General features: G+C 69.3%; 18 protein-coding genes. 10 read left to right on the forward strand and 8 right to left on the reverse strand.

From position 1 onward, the window contains the following. Positions 1 to 44: 44 nt before the first annotated feature. From ASD13_RS16855 to ASD13_RS16870, 4 genes are all read left to right on the forward strand, one after another. The gene (locus ASD13_RS16855; protein ID WP_055871839.1) at positions 45 to 1175 is read left to right on the forward strand and encodes a class I SAM-dependent methyltransferase; all 1131 of its coding nucleotides are present in this window, start codon (positions 45 to 47) and stop codon (positions 1173 to 1175) included. A gap of 337 nt (positions 1176 to 1512) precedes the next feature. Continuing rightward, positions 1513 to 2814 carry a quaternary amine ABC transporter ATP-binding protein gene (locus ASD13_RS16860; protein ID WP_017830050.1) on the forward strand — a complete coding sequence of 434 codons (1302 nt, stop codon included), beginning with the start codon at positions 1513 to 1515 and terminating at the stop codon, positions 2812 to 2814. Next, entirely contained in the window at positions 2814 to 3815 is a 1002-nt protein-coding gene (locus tag ASD13_RS16865) for an ABC transporter permease (protein WP_055871842.1), read from the forward strand. The genes ASD13_RS16860 and ASD13_RS16865 overlap by 1 nt, the downstream gene beginning before the upstream one ends. A gap of 53 nt (positions 3816 to 3868) precedes the next feature. Further along, on the forward strand, positions 3869 to 4774 hold the full coding sequence (locus tag ASD13_RS16870; RefSeq protein ID WP_055871845.1) for a glycine betaine ABC transporter substrate-binding protein: 906 nt from the start codon (positions 3869 to 3871) through the stop codon (positions 4772 to 4774). Positions 4775 to 4895: 121 nt separating this feature from the next. Here ASD13_RS16870 and ASD13_RS16875 read toward each other — a convergent pair whose 3' ends face one another. Both ASD13_RS16875 and ASD13_RS16880 read right to left on the reverse strand, forming a co-directional pair. Continuing rightward, entirely contained in the window at positions 4896 to 6164 is a 1269-nt protein-coding gene (locus tag ASD13_RS16875; RefSeq protein WP_055871848.1) for a sensor histidine kinase, read from the reverse strand. Between the two features lie 5 nt (positions 6165 to 6169). Then, positions 6170 to 6835 carry a response regulator transcription factor gene (locus tag ASD13_RS16880; RefSeq protein ID WP_055871851.1) on the reverse strand — a complete coding sequence of 222 codons (666 nt, stop codon included), beginning with the start codon at positions 6833 to 6835 and terminating at the stop codon, positions 6170 to 6172. Positions 6836 to 7007: 172 nt separating this feature from the next. Between ASD13_RS16880 and ASD13_RS16885 the strand changes: the two genes are divergently transcribed. Genes ASD13_RS16885 through ASD13_RS16900 form a run of 4 tightly spaced genes read left to right on the forward strand, consistent with a single transcriptional unit; the run spans position 7008 to position 10700 of the window. Beyond that, the gene (locus tag ASD13_RS16885) at positions 7008 to 7736 is read left to right on the forward strand and encodes a hypothetical protein (protein WP_157535665.1); all 729 of its coding nucleotides are present in this window, start codon (positions 7008 to 7010) and stop codon (positions 7734 to 7736) included. Next, positions 7733 to 8788, forward strand: a complete 1056-nt coding sequence (locus ASD13_RS16890) for a peptidoglycan-binding protein (protein WP_055871857.1) — start codon at positions 7733 to 7735, stop codon at positions 8786 to 8788. The genes ASD13_RS16885 and ASD13_RS16890 overlap by 4 nt, the downstream gene beginning before the upstream one ends. Beyond that, the gene (locus ASD13_RS16895) at positions 8785 to 9495 is read left to right on the forward strand and encodes an ABC transporter ATP-binding protein (protein WP_055871860.1); all 711 of its coding nucleotides are present in this window, start codon (positions 8785 to 8787) and stop codon (positions 9493 to 9495) included. Before ASD13_RS16890 ends, ASD13_RS16895 begins: the two co-directional genes overlap by 4 nt. Positions 9496 to 9512: 17 nt before the next feature. Beyond that, positions 9513 to 10700, forward strand: a complete 1188-nt coding sequence (locus tag ASD13_RS16900) for an ABC transporter permease (RefSeq protein WP_055871863.1) — start codon at positions 9513 to 9515, stop codon at positions 10698 to 10700. Between the two features lie 116 nt (positions 10701 to 10816). Here the strand turns inward: ASD13_RS16900 and ASD13_RS16905 are convergent, their stop codons facing one another. The 6 genes from ASD13_RS16905 to ASD13_RS16930 form a co-directional block, all read right to left on the reverse strand. Then, entirely contained in the window at positions 10817 to 11584 is a 768-nt protein-coding gene (locus tag ASD13_RS16905; protein ID WP_055871866.1) for an ABC transporter permease, read from the reverse strand. Further along, complete coding sequence (locus tag ASD13_RS16910; protein WP_055871871.1) at positions 11581 to 12354, reverse strand: ABC transporter ATP-binding protein; 774 nt, start codon at positions 12352 to 12354, stop codon at positions 11581 to 11583. Before ASD13_RS16910 ends, ASD13_RS16905 begins: the two co-directional genes overlap by 4 nt. After that, positions 12351 to 12719 carry a DUF1048 domain-containing protein gene (locus tag ASD13_RS16915; RefSeq protein WP_055871874.1) on the reverse strand — a complete coding sequence of 123 codons (369 nt, stop codon included), beginning with the start codon at positions 12717 to 12719 and terminating at the stop codon, positions 12351 to 12353. Before ASD13_RS16915 ends, ASD13_RS16910 begins: the two co-directional genes overlap by 4 nt. 2 nt (positions 12720 to 12721) lie before the next feature. Beyond that, on the reverse strand, positions 12722 to 13084 hold the full coding sequence (locus ASD13_RS16920; protein WP_055871877.1) for a PadR family transcriptional regulator: 363 nt from the start codon (positions 13082 to 13084) through the stop codon (positions 12722 to 12724). A 225-nt stretch (positions 13085 to 13309) separates the two neighbouring features. Continuing rightward, the gene (locus tag ASD13_RS16925; protein ID WP_055871880.1) at positions 13310 to 13948 is read right to left on the reverse strand and encodes a response regulator; all 639 of its coding nucleotides are present in this window, start codon (positions 13946 to 13948) and stop codon (positions 13310 to 13312) included. Further along, on the reverse strand, positions 13936 to 15168 hold the full coding sequence (locus ASD13_RS16930) for a sensor histidine kinase (protein ID WP_235562662.1): 1233 nt from the start codon (positions 15166 to 15168) through the stop codon (positions 13936 to 13938). Before ASD13_RS16930 ends, ASD13_RS16925 begins: the two co-directional genes overlap by 13 nt. Positions 15169 to 15276: 108 nt before the next feature. On the opposite strand from ASD13_RS16930, the gene ASD13_RS16935 reads away from it, so the two are divergent. Together ASD13_RS16935 and ASD13_RS16940 are read left to right on the forward strand one after the other, a co-directional pair. Next, positions 15277 to 16044 (forward strand): ABC transporter ATP-binding protein, encoded by a 768-nt coding sequence (locus ASD13_RS16935; protein ID WP_055871887.1) that lies wholly within the window; start codon positions 15277 to 15279, stop codon positions 16042 to 16044. Next, positions 16044 to 18575 carry an ABC transporter permease gene (locus ASD13_RS16940; RefSeq protein ID WP_157535666.1) on the forward strand — a complete coding sequence of 844 codons (2532 nt, stop codon included), beginning with the start codon at positions 16044 to 16046 and terminating at the stop codon, positions 18573 to 18575. Before ASD13_RS16935 ends, ASD13_RS16940 begins: the two co-directional genes overlap by 1 nt. Positions 18576 to 18763 lie beyond the last annotated feature (188 nt).

An 18763-nucleotide genomic window follows, 5' to 3' on the forward strand; every position in this document is an offset into this window, starting at 1 on the left:
ACGACGCATGCGAAATCCTCACGGCCCCCGCGTACAGTGGGCTGGTGCCGGAGTTCCCCTACAGCCGCCTGCGCCGCTGGCCCGACGTCGAGGCGGACAACCTCCAGGCGTATGACGCGACCGATCTGCTGCTCGTCGAACGGGCCCTCGCTCTCGATGCCCCGGGTTCCGAGACCGTCGTGATCGGTGACGAGTACGGCGCGATCACCCTGGCGCTGACGGCTGCCGGACGGCACGGCATCCGGGTGCATCAGGACCTCGCGACCGGTCGTCGAGCCCTGAGCCGCAATGCCGAGGAGCTCGGGCTCGCCGGCTTCACCGCACACGAGCTCGACACCGAGCTGCTCGCCGGGGCGAAGGTCGTGCTGCTGCAGCTGCCGAAGGCACTCGCGGAACTCGAGGAGATCACGGATGCGGTGGTCCGCTGGGCGGCGTCCGACGTCGTGCTCATCGCGGGAGGTCGCGTGAAGCACATGACCCTCACCCAGAACGAGGTGCTCGGGCACCGTTTCGCCCAGGTGCAGGCCCAGCGCGCGGAGCGCAAGTCGCGGCTGATCGTGGCGTCGGAGCCGCTCCCCGCCCCGTCGACACCGCCGTTCCCCGTGAGCGCGCAGCACGACGGGCTCGCTCTGGTGGCGCACGGCGGGGCCTTCGCGGGCGCGCGCCTCGACATCGGCACCCGGGTGCTGCTGGAGGTGCTCGGCGCTCAGGCGACGGGGGCGGCGGTCGACGTGCTCGACCTCGGCTGCGGCACCGGGGCGCTCGCGGTCTCGTACGCGCTCGCCCATCCCGAGGTGCGCGTGACGGCGACCGACCGGTCGGCAGCGGCCGTGGCCTCCGCGCGGGCGACGGCGGCCGCGAACGGGGTCGCCGACCGGGTCGTGGTCACCCTCGACGACGCTGCCTCGGACGTCCCGGATGCGAGCGTCGACGTGGTGCTGCTGAACCCGCCGTTCCACCTCGGGGCGAGCGTCCACACGGGGGCGGCGACCCGCCTGTTCGAGGCCGCGGCGCGCGTGCTCCGACCCGGCGGAGAGCTCTTCACGGTCTACAACTCCTCGCTCGCGTATCGTCCGGAACTCACCCGGCTGATCGGTGCGACCACGCAGGTGACACGCACGGCGAAGTTCACCGTGACGCGCAGCATCCGCCGTTCCGACACGCCCGATTCCTGACGCCGGGGCCCTCGTCAGGGGGATTGTTGAATACCCGTGCAATTCCCCGGTCAGCCGCTGAAACTCGTGCAGGTCGAGCGCCCGGGATTTGCCCCTGATCGGCCATTTCGTTACGTTGGAACGTGGGCCTGACGGCCCGAAGACCAGTCCGCGACCACGTCCTTCTTTCGATGAGCTGTGCTGCGAAGAGGCGTGGACGTACGGTCGATGCTCTATCGCGGCGGATCCGAAATCCGCCGCCTGTGCCGCCACAGCGATCATGTCGAACGGCCCCGAGAGCTCACCCGGGCGTAACCGAAGCAGGCTCAGCCACCCGAAGGCGAGCCGCGGGGGAAACGTGTCCGAAATCGCTCTCGAAGCGCGCAATCTGTACAAGGTTTTCGGTAAGAATCCGAGCACCGCCGTCCGTCGGTTGAAAGCCGGTGAGAGCCGCGCCGCCGTCGCGGATGCCGGCACCGCAGCGGTCATCGACGCCAGCTTCACCGTCAACCGCGGTGAGATCTTCGTCATCATGGGGCTGTCCGGATCGGGCAAGTCCACCATCATCCGCATGCTCAACGGGCTGCACGATGTCACCTCCGGAACCGTCACGGTGAACGGCGATCCCATCACGGGCATTCCGTCGTCGAAGCTCCGCGAGATCCGTCGCGACCGCATCTCGATGGTCTTCCAGCACTTCGCCCTGCTGCCGCACCGCTCCGTCGCCGCGAACGTCGCCTACCCGCTCGAGCTGAAGGGCGTCGGCAAGGTCGAGCGCCTGGCCAAGGCGGAGGAGATCCTGTCCCTGGTGGGTCTCGAGGGCCAGGGCGAGAAGCTCCCGTCCGAGCTCTCCGGTGGCATGCAGCAGCGCGTGGGGATCGCCCGCGCGCTCGCCGCCGACAGCGACATCCTGCTGATGGACGAGGCATTCAGTGCGCTCGACCCGCTGATCCGTCGCGAGATGCAGGAGCAGCTGCTCGAACTGCAGCAGAAGCTGCAGAAGACGATCGTCTTCATCACGCACGACCTGAACGAGGCCATGTTCCTCGGCGACCGGATCGCCGTGATGCGCGACGGCCGCATCGTGCAGATCGGCACCCCCGAGGACATCCTGATGGACCCGGCCAACGACTACGTCGAGCAGTTCGTGCAGGACGTCGACCGCGCTCGCGTGCTCACCGCCGCGAACGTGATGGAGCGCCCGCGCCCCGTCGTGCCGCACACCGCAGGTCCGCGCACCGCGCTGCGCCAGATGCGCGATGCGTACATGTCGGCGACCTACGTGGTCGGTCGCGACCGACAGCTCGTCGGTGTCGTCACCGACCGGGATGCGGTCAAGCTCGTGCGCAACGGCGCGACCACTCTCGACTCGATCCTCAAGCCCGTGCTGCAGAGCGTGCGCGAGGACGAGGTGCTGATGAACCTGTTCGTCCCCGCCGTCGAGTCGCCGCTGCCGCTCGCGGTGACCGATGCCGACGGCCGCCTGGTGGGCGTGATCCCGCGTGTGACCCTGCTCGCCGCCCTCGGCCCCGGCCCCGGAGCGACCGAGGAGATCACCCTCCCGCTGATGCCGATGCCGCAGGCCGAGATCGATGCCGTGCTCGATGACGGGTGGACCGCCGACCCGGCCGATGCCCCGACCACGGAGGAGGTGCGCTGATGGATGACTTCCGCATCCCCGTCGGAACCTGGATCGAATCCGGCGTCGACTGGATCAAGGACAACCTCGACGGTCTGCTCGACGTGATCTCGTTCGTGATGAGCTTCCTCGTCGACGGCCTCACGCGCATGCTGCTGACCCCGCACTTCGCGGTCATCATCGTGATCGCCGCGCTCATCGCCTGGGTCGTGCGCTCGTGGCAGCTCGCGATCGGAACGGTCGTCTCGTTCGGCCTGATCGTGGCGATGGATCTGTGGGTCCCCGCCATGCAGACCCTCGCGCTCGTGCTCGTCGCCGCCGTGATCGCGGTGCTGATCGCCGTGCCGCTGGGCATCTGGTCGGCACGCAACGCGACCGTGCGCGCGGTGCTCAAGCCCGTGCTCGACTTCATGCAGACCATGCCGGCGTTCGTGTACCTGATCCCGGCGATCGTGTTCTTCGGCATCGGCGTGGTGCCGGGCCTCGTGGCCACCGTGATCTTCGCGCTGCCCCCGGGCGTGCGACTGACCGAGCTCGGCATCCGCGGTGTCGACTCCGAGACCGTCGAGGCCGGACACGCGTTCGGTGCCAAGCCGGGTCAGATCCTGCGCGGCATCCAGCTCCCCCTCGCGATGCCGACCATCATGGCCGGCGTCAACCAGGTCATCATGCTCGCCCTGTCGATGGCGGTCATCGCCGGAATGGCGGGTGCGGACGGCCTCGGGAAGATGGTGGTCGAGGCGATCTCGACCATCAACATCCCCAAGGGTGTCGAGGCCGGTCTCGGCGTCGTGCTGATCGCCGTCTTCCTCGACCGCGTCACCGCAGCGCTGGGCGCACCGGGCGAGAACCGCTCCTCGCTGCTGGGCATGCTCGCGCGGCGCCGCGCGCCGCGCGACGGTGGTGGCGGAACAGCATCCGCCCCCGCCCCCGAGGTCACCGCGCAGCAGGATGCCGCGGACGAGGCGGAGCGCGCTGCGACCTCGCCTCGCCGCAACGCCGTCGGCGGCGGAGTGCACTGAGAGTTTCACCCCTACGGAACAACACACATACGGAACCGAGAGAGAGAAATCACATGAAGAAGAAGATCCTCGCAATCACAGCAGTCGGCATCGCGGCATCCCTCACCCTCGCGGGATGCAGCGGTGACGGCGCCGGTGGCACGGGCGGCGACAGCAACGCCGACGACAAGGGCACGATCACCCTGGGCTTCCTGCCCTCGTGGACCGACGGCCTGAGCACCGCATACCTGCTGCAGGACCAGCTCGAGAAGATCGGCTACACGGTCGAGATGAAGACGCTCACCGAGGCGGGCCCGCTCTACACCGGCCTCGCGCAGGGTGATGTCGACATGTACCCGTCGGCCTGGCCCGAGCTCACCCACGCCACGTACATGGAGAAGTACGGCGACGACATCGAGGACCTGGGCAAGTACTACGACAACGCCAAGCTCACGCTCGCGGTGCCGGAGTACTCCGAGCTCACCTCGATCGAGGACCTCGTGGGCAAGGGCTCCGAGTTCGACGGCAAGATCTACGGCATCGAGCCGGGTGCGGGACTCACCGCGCAGACCCAGAAGATGATGCCCGAGTACGGACTCGACAGCGAGTACGAGCTGGTCACCTCGTCGACCGCGGCCATGCTCACCGAGCTGAAGACCGCGACCGACAAGCAGGAGGACATCGTCGTCACGCTGTGGCGTCCGTTCTGGGCCAACGACGCCTTCCCCGTGAAGGACCTCGAAGACCCGAAGGGCGCGATGGGCAAGGCCGAGGGCCTGCACTTCCTGGGTACCAAGGGCTTCGCCGAGGAGTTCCCCGAGGCTGCAGAGCTGATCGAGAAGATCAAGCTCGACGACGAGCAGTACGGCGCGCTCGAGGACCTCGTGGTCAACGAGTACGGCGAGGGCAAGGAAGCGGATGCCGTCGACGCATGGCTGAAGCAGTACGGCGACCAGTTCGACTGGACCGTCACCAGCTGACCCGCCTCACACACACGCCTCTCAGAGGTTCGCTCCGGTCGCACTTGCTGCCGCTTCCCGGTCCGCCGGGCGGCAGGAAGTGCGACCGGAGCTTCTGCGTTCTGGCGCCGGTACGACGGTCTCAGAGCGGGAGGACGATCGCGGCGATCAGGCCGCCGCCCTTGCGGGCTCGCAGGCGAACTTCGCCGCCGTGGGTCTTCGCGATGCTCTGCACGATCGCGAGCCCCAGCCCGGTGCCGTCGGGGCCGGTGGAGGTGCGGCTCGCGTCGCGACGATAGAACGGCTCGGTGAGCAGCTCGACGGTGGCGGGAGTGATCAGCGCCCCGGTGTTCTCGACCTCGATGATGGCACGACCACGCTCGCGTCGGCACCGCACCCACAGTTCGCCATCCGGCACGTTGTGGCGGATGGCGTTCTCGAGCAGGTTGCGCACGGCCCTGGCCAGCAGCACCGTGTCGCCATCGACCGTGAGCTCGCGCAGATTCGCGTGCACCGCGATCTCCCCGGCGCCGAGGTCTTCGACCTCGTCTTCGATGAGGGTGCGCAGCTCGACGGGTTCGACCTCGTCCAGCCCGGTGCGGGCTCGGGCGAGGGAGAGCAGGGCCGTGATGAGGCGCTCGCTCTGCTCGGTGGCGCGGAGGGCGCGCTGCATGTTCGCCTGCAGGTCTGCCGGCACCGCGCCCTGTTCGAGCGGGATCTCCAGGGCCGTCCTGGTCGTGGTCAGCGGGGTGCGCAACTCGTGCGAGGCGTTCGCCACGAAGCGATCCTGCGCGGTGAACGCCGACTGCAGCCGGTCCAGCATCCCGTCGATCGTGTCGCCCAGCTCCTTGATCTCGTCGTCGGGACCAGGCAGGTCGAGCCGGCGCCCGAGGTCGCGCTCCGAGATGTCCCGCGCCGCGGCGGTGACCTCCCCGATCCGGTCGAGGGAGCGTCGCGCGAGCCAGAACGCGATCGCGGCGGCGACACCGGTGAAGGCCACGAGCACCACGACCGACCACAGCAGCAGCCCGCCGCCGACCTCATCCGCGAGGAACGTCGACTGTTGCAGCACCGCGCCCTCGACGGCGTCGATCGTCACCGTCTGCATCGGAGTGGCCGCCGGGAGCCCGGCGACATCGGCGGTCTCTGCGAAGTACGCGCATCCGGTGCTGCTGTCCCCGTAGAAGAGCGCGCTGCTGTCGGTGAAGGGTGAGACGCCCTCGGGGTCGGTCGCGCTTGCCTCCTGCGAGATCTGAGTGATCGACATCGACGGCACGCAGGTCGCTGCGGTCGTGTTGATCGCGGAGGCGAACAGCGACTGCACCACCAGATACTGCACCGTGAGCAGCGCGGCGCCCGCGGCGATGAAGACTCCGGCGATGATGATCACCAGTCGGGTGCGGAAGCTCATGCGTCTCATTGCGTCCCCACTCGATAGCCGTGCCCCGCCGCGGAGTGGATGACCGCGGGTGAGCCGAGTTTGCGTCGCAGCGTGTGCACCACGATCTTGACCACGCCACGGGTGCGCTCGAGAGGTTCGTCCCACACCTCGTCGAGCAGATCGTCGGCGCTGACGTAGCCGCCCTCCGCGGCGAGCAGCGTCTCGAGCACCCCGAACTCCTTGAGCGTGAGTCGGATCGGGCTGCCGTCCCGCTCCACGATGCGGCGCACGACGTCGAGGCGCACGCCCGCGAACTCCAGGACCGCACTCGCCCGCGTCGACTGTCCGCGGCGACCGAGAGCGCGCAGGCGGGCCAGCAGCTCGACGTACGCGAACGGCTTGGCGAGGTAGTCGTCGGCGCCGAGATCGAGACCCTCGACGCGGTCGTTGAGAGTGCCGGCCGCGGTGAGCATGAGGATGCGCGCCGGATACTCCTGCGCCACGAGTGTGCGGCATACGGCATCGCCGCTCAGCACCGGTAGGTCGCGGTCGAGCACGATCACGTCCACATCGTTCGACGCGGCGGCGGTCAGGGCGCTCGCCCCGTCGCGTGCGACATCCACCAGGTAGCCCTCGCGGCGCAGGCCATCGGCGAGGGTGTCGGCCAGATCGACCTCGTCTTCCACCAGCAGCAGTCGCATGGCACCTCCCGTCTCCGAGGGTGCGCGCTGCGCGGTTAGTTTCCGGTTAGGCGGCGTCATACCCCCAGCAAACCAGCGCATCCGTAGAACTGACTGCACGTCGCGGATGAGCTGCGACCGCGAGAAAGGGAAAGTCATGTTCGACTCGAAAGCACGCCGTTCCATGGTGGTGATGCCCGCTGTCTTCGCGCTCTTCGCGCTCTCGGCCTGCAGCGTCCCCTCCGGAGACGACAAGGCGAAGGACGGCGCGAACGATGCGGCCGCTGCCCGGTTCGTGACCTGCCTGACCGACGAAGGCCAGACGGCGAAGATCCTCGAAGGCGGCCAGGTGGGTCTGCTGATGCCGGATGTCGACGGCGGGGGATCCATGGGCACGCTCAGCGACAGCTCCGCTTCGATCAGCGTCGGCGAAGGCGAGGAGATGCCCATGACGATGTTCTTCTCCGACGACGACGGCGCGTGGCTCGCCTCGACCGCGGCATCCGGCTATCCGGAGGAGGGTGGCCAGCGCGCCGCCTGGGAGACCTGCGAGCAGGAGGTCCCCGAGTTCACCCAGCCGGAGCCCGACGTCTCGATGAAGGAAGGGGCGCAGACCCAGATGATCTCTCCCGAGGAGCTCACCGAGGCAGGACTCGCGTTCGCCTCGTGCGCCAGGGAGAACGGCTTCACCGACTTCGCCGATCCCGACGCCGACGGCATGCTCACGTTGCCCACGGGCATCACCGAAGACGAGGCGCGCACCCTTCTCGAGGCGTGCGCGGAGACCACGGGAGAGATGCCGCCCATGTTCACGCAGGAGAGCATCGAGGCGGCTGACTTCGACTGGTTCGCGCTGATGGGGGAGTTCTTCGACGGCATGTTCGCGGCAGCGTCCACCATCCCCTCCGGAGGCGACGAATGAGCCGCCGACTGACGAAGGTGCTGGTGCCGGTCGGGGTCCTGCTCGTGGCCGCCGCAGTGGCGCTGGCGGTGCTGCAGCCGTGGAGCTCGGTCGCCGAGTCTCCGGATGACGGCAAGAAGCCGATCACCGCGAAGGCCGAGCTCACGACGCTCACGTCCGATCTGCGACTGAACGGAACCCTGAGCTATGGCGCGTCGATCGCGCTGCCGGGTCGTGGCGGAACCATCACCCGCCTGCCGACCGCGGGAGATGTGATCGGTGTCGGCCAGGCGATCTACGAGGTCGACGGGAGGCCCGTGATCGCGATGCGCGGCGACCGCCCGTTCTGGCGCGACCTCGGCGTCGGCGTCGACAAGGGTCCCGATGTCCGACAGCTCGAGCAGGCTCTCGCCGACCTCGGCTTCGGCAGGAACCTGACGGTGGACGACGAGTTCACCGCGGTCACCGAGACCAACGTCAAGGCCTGGCAGAAGTCGCTCGGCGTGCCGCAGGACGGCATCGTGAAGTTGGGCGACGTCGTCGCGATCACCGCCTCTTCGGTGCGTGTCGAGTCGGTCACGGCGCAGCTGGGCGACCCGGCGGGCACGAGTCCGCTGAAGTACACCAGCACCACTTTGCGGGTCGTCGCCAAGCTCACCGATGCGCAAGCGCGTGAGATCCTGCCCGCGACCCGGGTGACCGTGGTCCTCCCGGACGGCACGGAGGTGCCGGCGACGGTGACCGCCGTCGACCCGGGCGGTCAGCCGACCGAGAAGGAGGGGGAGACCACGCCGGCCACCGCGAACGTCGAGTTCGACGATCCCGCTGTGGCGGAGGGGATCGGGCTGCGTGCGGTCAAGGTCGTGTTCGCCACCTCCGAGGTGAAGGACGCCCTGGTCGTGCCGGTAACCGCCCTGGTCGCGACGACCGACGGAGGCTACGCGGTCGACGTGCTGCGCAAGGGCGGCAAGATCGTGCGCGTCGCCGTGGAGGTCGGGCTGATCGCCGACACCAAGGTGCAGGTCACGGGCGGCGACCTCGCCGCCGGCGATGCCGTGGTGGTGGCGCGATGACGCCGGACACCGTGGTCGAGCTGGTCGACGTGATCAAGGAGTACCCGGGCAGCCCGCCGCTGCGCGTGCTGCACGGCATGAGCCTCGCGATCGAGAGCGGCGAGCTGGTGGCCGTGGTCGGAGCATCCGGATCGGGAAAGAGCACGATGCTCTCGATCATGGGAACCCTCGACGACCCCACCAGTGGCACCGTGCTGATCGATGGGACGGATGCCGCAGTCCTCGCCGAACGAGACCGGGCGGTCCTGCGCGCTCGCCGCATCGGATTCGTGTTCCAGCAGTTCTTCCTGCTGCCGGCGCTCAGTGCGCTCGACAACGTCGCACTCGGGCTCCTCTATTCGGGAGTCCCCGCGACGGAGCGCTCGGTGCGGGCGGCTGCGGCCCTGGAGCGGGTCGGCCTCGGCGCTCGGATGAAGCACCGGCCGGGTCAGCTCTCGGGCGGCGAGCAGCAGCGGGTCGCGATCGCCCGGGCGATCGTCGGGAACCCGTCGGTGCTCTTCGCCGATGAGCCCACGGGCGCGCTCGACTCGACGACGGGCGAGCACATCCTCGAGCTGCTCACCTCGATCGCGGGCGCCGGTACCGCGGTCGTGATCATCACGCATGATCCGCACATCGCCGAGCGCACGCAGCGGCAGGTCAGCATCCACGACGGGCGCATCGTGAGCGACACCGGCTCACCGGAGATGGAAGAGGTCGCGGCATGAGGCGGAGGGGAGAGCGGATGCCGCGGCTGAGCGCTGCGGACAGCATCCGCACGGCGCTCATCGGACCGCGCAGCCGCAAGATGCGTACGGCGCTGTCGGCGCTCGGTGTCGCTGTGGGGATCGCGGCACTCACCGCGATCACCGGCATCGCCGCCTCGAATCAGGCCGAGCTGCTGGCGAAGCTCGATGCGCTCGGCGCCAACATGATCGTGGTGCAGCCGGGCTACGGGCCGGACAACAAGCCGGTCGCGCTGCCGGAGACGGCCGCGGGCATGATCGAACGGGTGAAGGGGGTCGAGCAGGTCGGGGTGCTCGAGAAGGTGCCGGACGGCACCGGCGTGTACCGCAACGACCTCATGCCGAAGAGCCAGGGCAACGGACTGACGGCATATGCGGCGAGTCCCGACTTCCTGTCGTCGGTGGAGGGATCGGTGGCGAAGGGGGCGTGGTTCGACGAGACCGACCGCTCGCTGCCGGTGACCGTGCTGGGGTCGGCTGCGGCTGCGCGCATGGGCATCACGGAGCCGGGTGTGCGGGTGTGGATCGGCGAGCAGTGGTACACCGTGATCGGGATCCTCGATTCGGCGGGACTCGCCGAATCGATCGACGCGAGCGCGTTCCTCGGCGACCACTGGGCGGCCGAGCACGTGTCGGCTGAGGGCGATGACACGATCGCCTCGATCTACGTGCGCATGACCGACGGGGGCACGGGCGAGAAGGTCCGTGATGCGATCGCCCGTGCGGCGAATCCGTCGTCCCCGTATGTGCAGGTGACCGGACTCGGCGACCTCGCCGGGGCGCGGGACACCGCGGATGACTCGCTGTCCGGCCTCGCGGTCGGACTTGCGGCGATCGCTCTGCTGGTCGGAGGGATCGGCATCGCGAACACCATGGTGGTGGCGGTGCTGGAGCGGCGCGGCGAGATCGGACTCCGACGGGCGCTCGGCGCGCGCTCGGGTCAGATCGCGGGTCAGTTCGTGGCGGAGGCGATCGTGCTCGGCGGCCTGGGGGGCCTGGCCGGGCTGCTGCTCGGCGCCGCGGGTGTGTTCGTCTACGCCGGCATCCAGGGGCAGGCAGCGACGATACCCCTCGTCGTGCTCGTCGGCGGCCCGCTCGTGGCGCTGGTGGTCGGCGTGATCGCGGGGCTGTATCCGGCGATCAGTGCCGCGCGGCTGTCGCCCACCTCGGCGTTGCGCACGGTCTGACCGTCAGCGCACTCCGGAGCGGAGTTCTCGGCGTCGGGAGGAGCATCCGAGCGCGGCGAAACGCCCCGGCCGGGTCGAGTGACCCGGTCGGAGCGTCCCGTCTCGCTGGGTGAAGATCAGCTGACCTTCTTCCGGTAGGAGATGATCGCGAACACGTAGGCGACCACGAGGATGCCGACGCACCAGGCGAGGGCCACCCAGATGTCGGAGCCGACGGGCTTCTCGGCGAACAACGCCTGGACGGTGTCGACGATCGAGGTGACGGGCTGGTTGTCGGCGAACCACTGCACCGGAGCCGGCATGGTGTCGGTCGGCACGAACGCCGAGCTGATGAACGGCAAGAAGATCAGCGGGTACGAGAACGCACTCGCGCCGTCGACCGTCTTGGCGTTCAGACCCGCGATGATCGCCAGCCAGGTCAGTGCCAGGGTGAACAGCATCAGGATGCCGATCACTCCGAGCCAGGCCCACAAGCTCGCCCCGGTGCGGAAACCCATCAGGAATCCGACGCCGAAGATGATCGCCAGCGTGATGGCGTTCGCCGTCAGCGACGTGAGCACGTGCGCCCACAGCACGCTCGATCGGGCGATCGGCATGGAGTGGAACCGCTCGAAGATGCCGCTCTGCATGTCGGTGAACAGCCGGAACGCCGTGTACGCGATGCCCGAGGCGATCGCGATGAGCAGGATGCCGGGGAGCAGGTAGTTCACGTAGTTGTCGGTGCCGGTGCTCTGCTGGAGCGCACCGCCGAAGACGTAGACGAAGAGCAGCATCAGCGCGATCGGGGTGACCGCCGTGGTGATGATCGTGTCGGGGCTGCGGAAGATGTGCCGCATGGAGCGGCCGGTGAGTGTCGCCGTGTCGGCGGCGAAGTGCGTGGTCATGCCGCATCCTCCTTCTTGGACGTGGTGCCGACGAGAGTGAGGAAGATCTCCTCCAGAGTGGGCTGCTTCTCGACGTACTCGACCTTCGCGGCCGGGAGCAGCTTTTTCAGCTCGGTGAGCGTGCCGCCGGCGATGATGCGGCCCTCGTGCAGAATCGCGATGCGGTCGGCCAGATGTTCGGCCTCGTCGAGGTACTGCGTGGTCAGCAGCACGGTCGTGCCCGTGTTCGCGAGTTCCTTGACCACGCCCCACACTTCGATGCGGGCTTCGGGGTCGAGGCCCGTGGTCGGCTCGTCGAGGTAGATGACCTCGGGGTGTCCGACCAGGCTCATCGCGATGTCGAGGCGGCGACGCATGCCGCCGGAGTAGGTGCCGACCTTGCGGGCGCCGGCATCTGTCAGGCGGAAGGTCGCCAGCAGGTCGTCGGCGACCTTCCCGGCGTCTGGCAGGTGCCGCAGCTTCGCGACCAGCACGAGGTTCTCGCGTCCGGTGAGGATCTCGTCGACCGCGGCGAACTGTCCGGTGAGGCTGATGCGCTCACGCACGCCCACCGGGTTCGCGGCGACATCGATGCCCTGCACGGTCGCGGTTCCGGCATCCGACTTCAGCAGGGTGGAGAGGATGCGCACCACGGTGGTCTTGCCGGCGCCGTTCGAGCCGAGGAGGGCGAAGATGCTGCCCTTCTCCACCTCGAAGTCGACGCCGCGCAGCACGTGCAGATCTCTGTACGACTTCTCGATGCCGCGCACCGAGATGGCTGCATCCGTCATGATTGCCCCTTCTTCTTCGCGTCGTCGAACGCCTTGATGAGACGCGTGCGCTCCTTGTCGATCCACTGCCGCCCGCCGTAGGCCGCGGCGTAGTTCTCGGCGAACTCGACCGGGTCGTCGCCGACGATCGCGCTGACGGGGGTGCCGTCGATCGCGGCCCGCTCCCACAGGTCGGCGATGTCGAGGAACATCTGCACGATGATGTCGCCGTCGGTGACGCCGCCGTAGTACATGTTGTAGCGCTGCTGGGCCTTCGCGACCTCGCGATAGGGCTCGGGCAGGGCGTTGATGCGGGCCTGGGCCTGCTTGTACTGCTTCTTCTCCTCGAGCGATCCGGTGAGCGCTTCGATCCACTTCGCGGCCATGATCAGTTCTCCTTGCTCTGGGTGTTGCTCTTGTTGTCGGTGTGGGTCTGCTTCAGCTGCGCGATGCGCTGCGCGAGGAAGTCCCAGGTCTTCCAGAACTCCTCGAGCTCCTGCCGGCCCTGCGCGTTCAGGGTGTACACCTTGCGGGGCGGCCCCTTCTCGCTCGGGACCTTCTCGACGTCGACGAGGTTCTTCTGCTCGATGCGCACGAGGAGCGCGTAGATGGTGCCCTCGGCGGTGTCGGTGAACCCGTGCGCGCGCAGCCGTGTGGTGATCTCGTACCCGTACGCGGGCTGCTCGGCGAGGAGGGCCAGGACGATGCCCTCCAGAGTGCCCTTGAGCATCTCGGTCATCTGCTTGCCCATCGGGTTCCCCTTTCGTGTCGGTTGGTACTCAGTGTTGCCGAGTACTGGTACAAAGTAGCACTGAGTACCGGTACTTAGCAACACCGATTACTGGGCTTGTTTTTCCGAGAGCAAGCATCGAGACCCATCGCGCGCGTCGAGACCCACGCCCGCGTGCGTCCGCGCCGGTGGGTATCGGCGATGGGCGTGGGTCTCGAGGCTGGGGGCGCGGGGCGCGGGACGCGGTCAGCTGCGCAGGTAGGCGAGCACGGCGAGCACGCGCCGGTGGCCGCTGTCGCTGGAGGCGAGGCCGAGCTTGGCGAAGATGTTGCCGATGTGCTTGCTCACCGCGGTCTCGGTCACGAAGAGTCGCCCGGCGATGGTGCCGTTGTCGAGGCCTTCGGCCATGAGTCCGAGCACCTCGCGCTCGCGGGGGGTGAGCGTCTGCACCGGGTCGTCGGCGCGACGCCTGCTCATCAGCTGCGAGATGACCTCGGGATCCATCACCGTGCCGCCGGCCGCCACGCGATGCAGGGCGTCGACGAAGGAGGCGACCTTGCCCACGCGCTCCTTGAGCAGGTAGCCGAGTCCGTCGGCTCCGGCCGCCAGCAGCTCACCGGCGTAGCGGTCCTCGACATACGCCGACAGCACCAGCACGGGGAAGCCGGGGCGGCGGGCACGGGCTTCGGCGGCGGCCTTGAGCCCTTCGCTCGTGAAGGTGGGCGGCATGCGCACATCGACCACCGCGGCATCCGCCTCGTCGAGCCGTGCGAGGAACGCCTCGGCGTTGTCGACGGCCGCCACCACCTCGAACCCCTCGCTGCGCAGCAGCAGGGCCAGCCCTTCGCGCAGCAGGGTGTCGTCTTCGGCGATCACGATCCGCATGGAAGCTCCGCTCTCAGGATGGTGGGTCCGCCGACCGGGCTCGTCAGCTCCAGCGCACCCTCGAAGGCCTCGATGCGGCGACGGATGCCGGCCACCCCGCCACCGGGACGCTCGACGGCTCCGCCCACGCCGTCGTCCTCGACGGTGATGCGCAGGATCTCGCCCTCGCGCGCGACCCGCACCGCGGCGCGCGTCGCCTCGCTGTACTTGCTGACGTTCGTGAGGGCCTCGGCCACCACGAAGTAGCTGGCCGATTCGACGGCCGCGGGCACGCGTCCGACCTCGTCCGCCTCGATCGTGCACGGCACGACGCTGCGCCCGGCGAGCGAGGTGAGCGCCCCTTCCAGACCCAGCTCGTCGAGGATCGGCGGGTAGATGTCATGCACCGTGCGGCGGAGCCCGGCGAGCGCATCGGTCGCCGCATCCTGCGCTCGCCGCAGCGGTTCGAGCACGTCGCCCCCGGTCTCCTGGGCGCGCTCGGCGATCCCGAGCATCATCACCACGTTCACCAGGCGGTTCTGCGCGCCGTCGTGCAGGTCGCGCTCGATGCGGCGCAGCTCGGCCGCGTGGGCGTCGAGCGCCGCGGCACGGCTGAGGGTCAGGGCATCGACACGGGCGGCGAGGCGCGACTTCTCGGGGGTCGCGAGGAGCTTCGCCGACACGAACGACACCAGCCGTGCGACCGCGGGGATCAGGAACGCCGCGACGATCGCATACCCGAGCGCGAGCAGAGGCTGCGTCGCCGCGAGTTCCCACGATGTGACCGGATAGACAGAACCGACCGGATCATCGGCGGGTGCGAACTGCCAGTAGTAGGTGATGGCGAGGGTGTTGACCGCGGCGATGGGGAGCGAGATCGTCAGCAGTGACGCGAACAGCACGGGCAGCCCCTGCACCGCGAGCCACAGCACGTCGCGGCCGGTGGCGCGCGAGAACGCGAAGCGCAGACGATCGTCGATGGTCGACCCCGGCGGAAGCACATGGCCGATCGGCGCCAGCTCCACGCCGCGGTAGGCGCCGACGCGGCGACGGTTCAGATCCGTCCATCGATGCAGGCCCTGCACGGCCTCGGGCATCACCAGCACGCCGCCGGTGAGGGCCATGAAGGGAAGCAGGACGATCCCCAGGCAGAGGAACACCACCGAGGCGATCGAGACTCCGGCCTCGACGGCCAGATACCCCCACGCACGCAGCCAGCGGCGCATCCATCCGTCCTTCACTCTCACAGTCTGCCCGAGGGCTCGTGACGGCACGGTATAGCCAGCACCACCATCGATGCGGCAGCGGGCGGGATGGGGTGCCGCATCGGCCGTCCCTAGCGTCGAATCATGACCTTCACACCACTCGCCCCCGCCGTCGACGCGCGGCCCTCCGAAGCGCTGCGGCTGCAGTCCGTCGTCAAGACCTACGGCTCAGGCGCCAGCCGCGTCACGGCTCTGCGGGGCGTCGACCTCGCCATCGCGAAGGGTACGTTCACCGCGATCATGGGCCCCTCAGGGTCGGGCAAGAGCACGCTGCTGCACAGTGCCGCCGGACTCGACCGGCCGAGCAGCGGCACCGTGCACCTCGGCGGGACCGAGATCTCGGGGCTGAAAGCGCGACAGCTCACGGCCTTCCGGCGCGATCACGTGGGCTTCGTGTTCCAGGCGTACAACCTGCTGCCGGCCCTCGACGTCGAGGACAACATCACCCTGCCGCTGCGGCTCGGCGGTCGCCGGCTCGAAGCCCGGTGGCTCGACTTCCTCCTCGACGCCGTGGGCCTCACCGAGTACCGTCGTCGCCGTCCTTCCGAGCTCTCCGGCGGTCAGCAGCAGCGGGTGGCGATCGCACGCGCGCTCATCACCCGGCCTCACGTGGTGTTCGGCGACGAGCCGACCGGCGCGCTCGACTCGCGCTCCGGCAAGCAGGTTCTCGACCTGCTCGCCCACACCGCGAGGGAGCTGGACCAGACGGTCGTGGTCGTGACGCACGACCCGGTGGTCGCCTCGCACGCCGATCGGGTGATCTTCCTCGCCGACGGAGCCTTCGCCGGATACCTCGACGGCGCCGACCCGGCCCAGATCAACGACCGCATGAGCGCATTGGGGGAATGGTGATGTCGGCGTCTCTGGGCTTGGGTCGACTCGTCGGTGCTGACCTTCGTCACCACCGTGGCAGCTTCGTCGGGGTGGCGGTGGCCGTGTTCGTCGCGAGCGCGCTCGTGACGGGGCTCGGGGTGCTCGTCGAGTCCGGCATGCGTGGAGGACTGGCACCCGAGCGCTACGCCGCGGTCGACGTGGTGGTCGGTGCACCGCAGCAGGTGGATGTGCCGCAGGATCTGCCGGTTCCGCTGCGGGAGCGCGTGCCGCTGCCCGCTGACGCGGTGCGCGACATCGCCGCCCTCCCCGGGGTCGACCGCGTCGTGGTCGATGTCACCATCCCGCTCGTGCGGCAGGATGCGGGAGCGGAGGCCGCGGATGCCGGATCCGCCGTGATCGAGGCGCACCCCTGGCAGGCCACCGCACTCACGGGCTTCGAGCTGCGAGAAGGGCAGGAGCCCGCCGCAGCGGACGAGGTCGTCGTCACCGCCGGAAGCGGGCATGCCGTGGGCGACACGGTCGTCCTGGCTCACGGTGGCGTGCCGTCGGAGTATCGCGTCGTCGGCGAGGTCGTCGCTCCCCAGGCGCCGGAGCGGGCCTCGCACGTGTTCCTCAGCGAGAATCGCATCGACGAGCTCGACCCGCACGAGGGCGCTGCACAGGCGCTCGGCGTCTTCGTCTCCGGGGCAGATCCCGAGCAGACGGCGACCGCGATCCGCGAGGCATTCCCCGGCCTGAGCGCCCGCACCGGCGACGCCCGAGGAGACGTCGAGTTCCTCGACTCCGGTGCCGCTCGGTCGACGCTCGTGTCCATCGGCAGCGCATTCGTCGGCACGTGCATCCTCGTGGCGATGTTCATCGTGGCGGGCACCCTGTCGCTGTCGGTACAGTCGCGACGTCGTGACTACGCGCTGCTGCGGGCGGTCGGGGCGAGTCCGTCCCAGGTGCATGCGCTCGTCGCCCGTGAGGTGCTGTGGGTCTCGGTGGTCGCCGTGCTGCTGGGACTCGCGCCGGGATACCTGCTCTCGAGCGTGCTGCAGTCGGCCTTCGTGGCAGCCGGCGTGATCCCCGGCGATTTCGCGCTGGCCGTCGGCCCGCTCCCCGCGGTCGGAGCCGTGCTGCTCGTGCTCGCCTCCGCCTGGGGCGCCGCGCGCATCGCGGCGTCTCGGGTGGCGAAGCTCGATCCCGTCGAGGCTCTGCGGGAGTCGACGACGGGTGCTCCGGCCATCGGCCTGCCGCGCATCATCATCGGAATCGTGCTGGCAGCCGCCGGGATCTCGGTGTCGACCGTGCCGCTCGTGGTGCGCGGGCAGATCGCCGCCGGTGCTGCCGGTGGCGCTGTCATGCTGCTGATCATCGCGCTCGCGGTGCTCGGACCGTGGCTGGTGTCGCTGAGCGTCCGACTGATCGGAACCGTGCTGCGCCGGATGTCATCCGCGGGATTCCTCGCCTCCGCGAACGCTGCGGCGAACAGCAGGCGCCTCGCCTCCGCTATCCTGCCGATCGCCCTCGGCATCGGGCTGGGGCTCGTGCAGATCGGTGCGCCGTCGATCATCGCGGCGGAGGCGGCGACGCAGGCCAGTGCCGGTGTCATCGCCGACCTGCGCGTGACGGCACCCACGGGTCTCTCCCCCGAGGCCGTCGACGCGATCCGCGAGACCCCGGGGGTGGGCGAGGCATCGGGGGTCTCGCTGAGCACGGCGGTGCTCGACTCGCACGACCTGGAGGGCAAGCTCGAGCGCGCGGAGCACGTGCTGCAGGGCCTGGATCCCCGAAGCGTCGCGCACGCCCTGGATCTGCGCGTGCGGGAGGGTTCGCTGGCGGAACTCGACGGCACCACCACGGTCGCGGTGAGCACGGATGCCGCGCAGGTGCTGGGGGTCGGCATCGGCGGCACCGTCGTCGGGCATCTCGGCGACGGCTCGCCTTTCGAGGCGACGGTCGTCGCGGTGTACGAGCGCGGTCTCGGATTCGGCGACCTCGCCATGGCCGTCGACGCGGTCAGGGCGCACACCACCACCGGTCTCGACTCCTTCGCGCTCGTGACGATCGATGAGGGTGCATCGGACGAGGTGCGTGCCGCGCTGGGCGCTCGCGGTCTGCTGGTGAGCGACCGGTCGGGGCAGGAGGCCGCCGGCGCGGCCACGCAGTCCCAGAACGGGTGGACGGGTCTCATCGCGCTGCTGGTGATCCTCGGGTACATCGCGATCGCCGTGGTGAACACCCTCGTGATGGCGACGGGCGAGCGCTCGCGCGAACTGGCACTGCTGCAGCTGATCGGGTCGTCGCGAGGGCAGGTGCGCTCGATGATGCGGATCGAAGCCGTGCTCGTCGCGGTGATCGCCATGGTGTTCGGGGTGGTCGTCGCCCTGCCTCCGCTGATCGGCATGAGCATGGGCATCTCAGGGCAGCCGCTGCCCGTGCTGCCCGGGCTCGGATCGCTGGCGATCATCGCAGGGATGGGCGCGCTGGCCCTCGTGGCGATGTGGATCGGGACCACGGCGACCATGCGCACGCGTCCGATAGACGAGATCGGCTCGCGCCAGTAGGCCCCTCGGGGCCGGGGGCGTACCGAGTCATCGGTGCGCCCCTTCTGCGTGGGGTGAAAAGGCGGGGTGAATTCTCCGGGATCGGCGGGGCCGCGTGTCGGGGGCCGGGCAGGCTGGACTTGTCCCGGACCGAGTTCGTCATGCCCGAATGACGCTCGGCGGTCGCCTGAGGGGGCGGGGGCTTCCGC

The sequence above is a fragment of the Microbacterium sp. Root1433D1 genome (assembly GCF_001426835.1).
Classification (GTDB): Bacteria; Actinomycetota; Actinomycetes; order Actinomycetales; family Microbacteriaceae; genus Microbacterium; species Microbacterium maritypicum.

Bases quoted from the DNA above. Each gene is read 5' to 3' on its own strand.
- ASD13_RS16865 (WP_055871842.1), top strand. From the start codon at position 2,814: ATGGATGACTTCCGCATCCCCGTCGGAACCTGGATCGAATCCGGCGTC.
- ASD13_RS16870 (WP_055871845.1), top strand. From the start codon at position 3,869: ATGAAGAAGAAGATCCTCGCAATCACAGCAGTCGGCATCGCGGCATCC.
- ASD13_RS16875 (WP_055871848.1), bottom strand. From the start codon at position 6,164: ATGAGCTTCCGCACCCGACTGGTGATCATCATCGCCGGAGTCTTCATC.
- ASD13_RS16880 (WP_055871851.1), bottom strand. From the start codon at position 6,835: ATGCGACTGCTGCTGGTGGAAGACGAGGTCGATCTGGCCGACACCCTC.
- ASD13_RS16885 (WP_157535665.1), top strand. From the start codon at position 7,008: ATGCCCGCTGTCTTCGCGCTCTTCGCGCTCTCGGCCTGCAGCGTCCCC.
- ASD13_RS16890 (WP_055871857.1), top strand. From the start codon at position 7,733: ATGAGCCGCCGACTGACGAAGGTGCTGGTGCCGGTCGGGGTCCTGCTC.
- ASD13_RS16895 (WP_055871860.1), top strand. From the start codon at position 8,785: ATGACGCCGGACACCGTGGTCGAGCTGGTCGACGTGATCAAGGAGTAC.
- ASD13_RS16900 (WP_055871863.1), top strand. From the start codon at position 9,513: ATGCCGCGGCTGAGCGCTGCGGACAGCATCCGCACGGCGCTCATCGGA.
- ASD13_RS16905 (WP_055871866.1), bottom strand. From the start codon at position 11,584: ATGACCACGCACTTCGCCGCCGACACGGCGACACTCACCGGCCGCTCC.
- ASD13_RS16910 (WP_055871871.1), bottom strand. From the start codon at position 12,354: ATGACGGATGCAGCCATCTCGGTGCGCGGCATCGAGAAGTCGTACAGA.
- ASD13_RS16915 (WP_055871874.1), bottom strand. From the start codon at position 12,719: ATGGCCGCGAAGTGGATCGAAGCGCTCACCGGATCGCTCGAGGAGAAG.
- ASD13_RS16920 (WP_055871877.1), bottom strand. From the start codon at position 13,084: ATGGGCAAGCAGATGACCGAGATGCTCAAGGGCACTCTGGAGGGCATC.
- ASD13_RS16925 (WP_055871880.1), bottom strand. From the start codon at position 13,948: ATGCGGATCGTGATCGCCGAAGACGACACCCTGCTGCGCGAAGGGCTG.
- ASD13_RS16935 (WP_055871887.1), top strand. From the start codon at position 15,277: ATGACCTTCACACCACTCGCCCCCGCCGTCGACGCGCGGCCCTCCGAA.
- ASD13_RS16940 (WP_157535666.1), top strand. From the start codon at position 16,044: ATGTCGGCGTCTCTGGGCTTGGGTCGACTCGTCGGTGCTGACCTTCGT.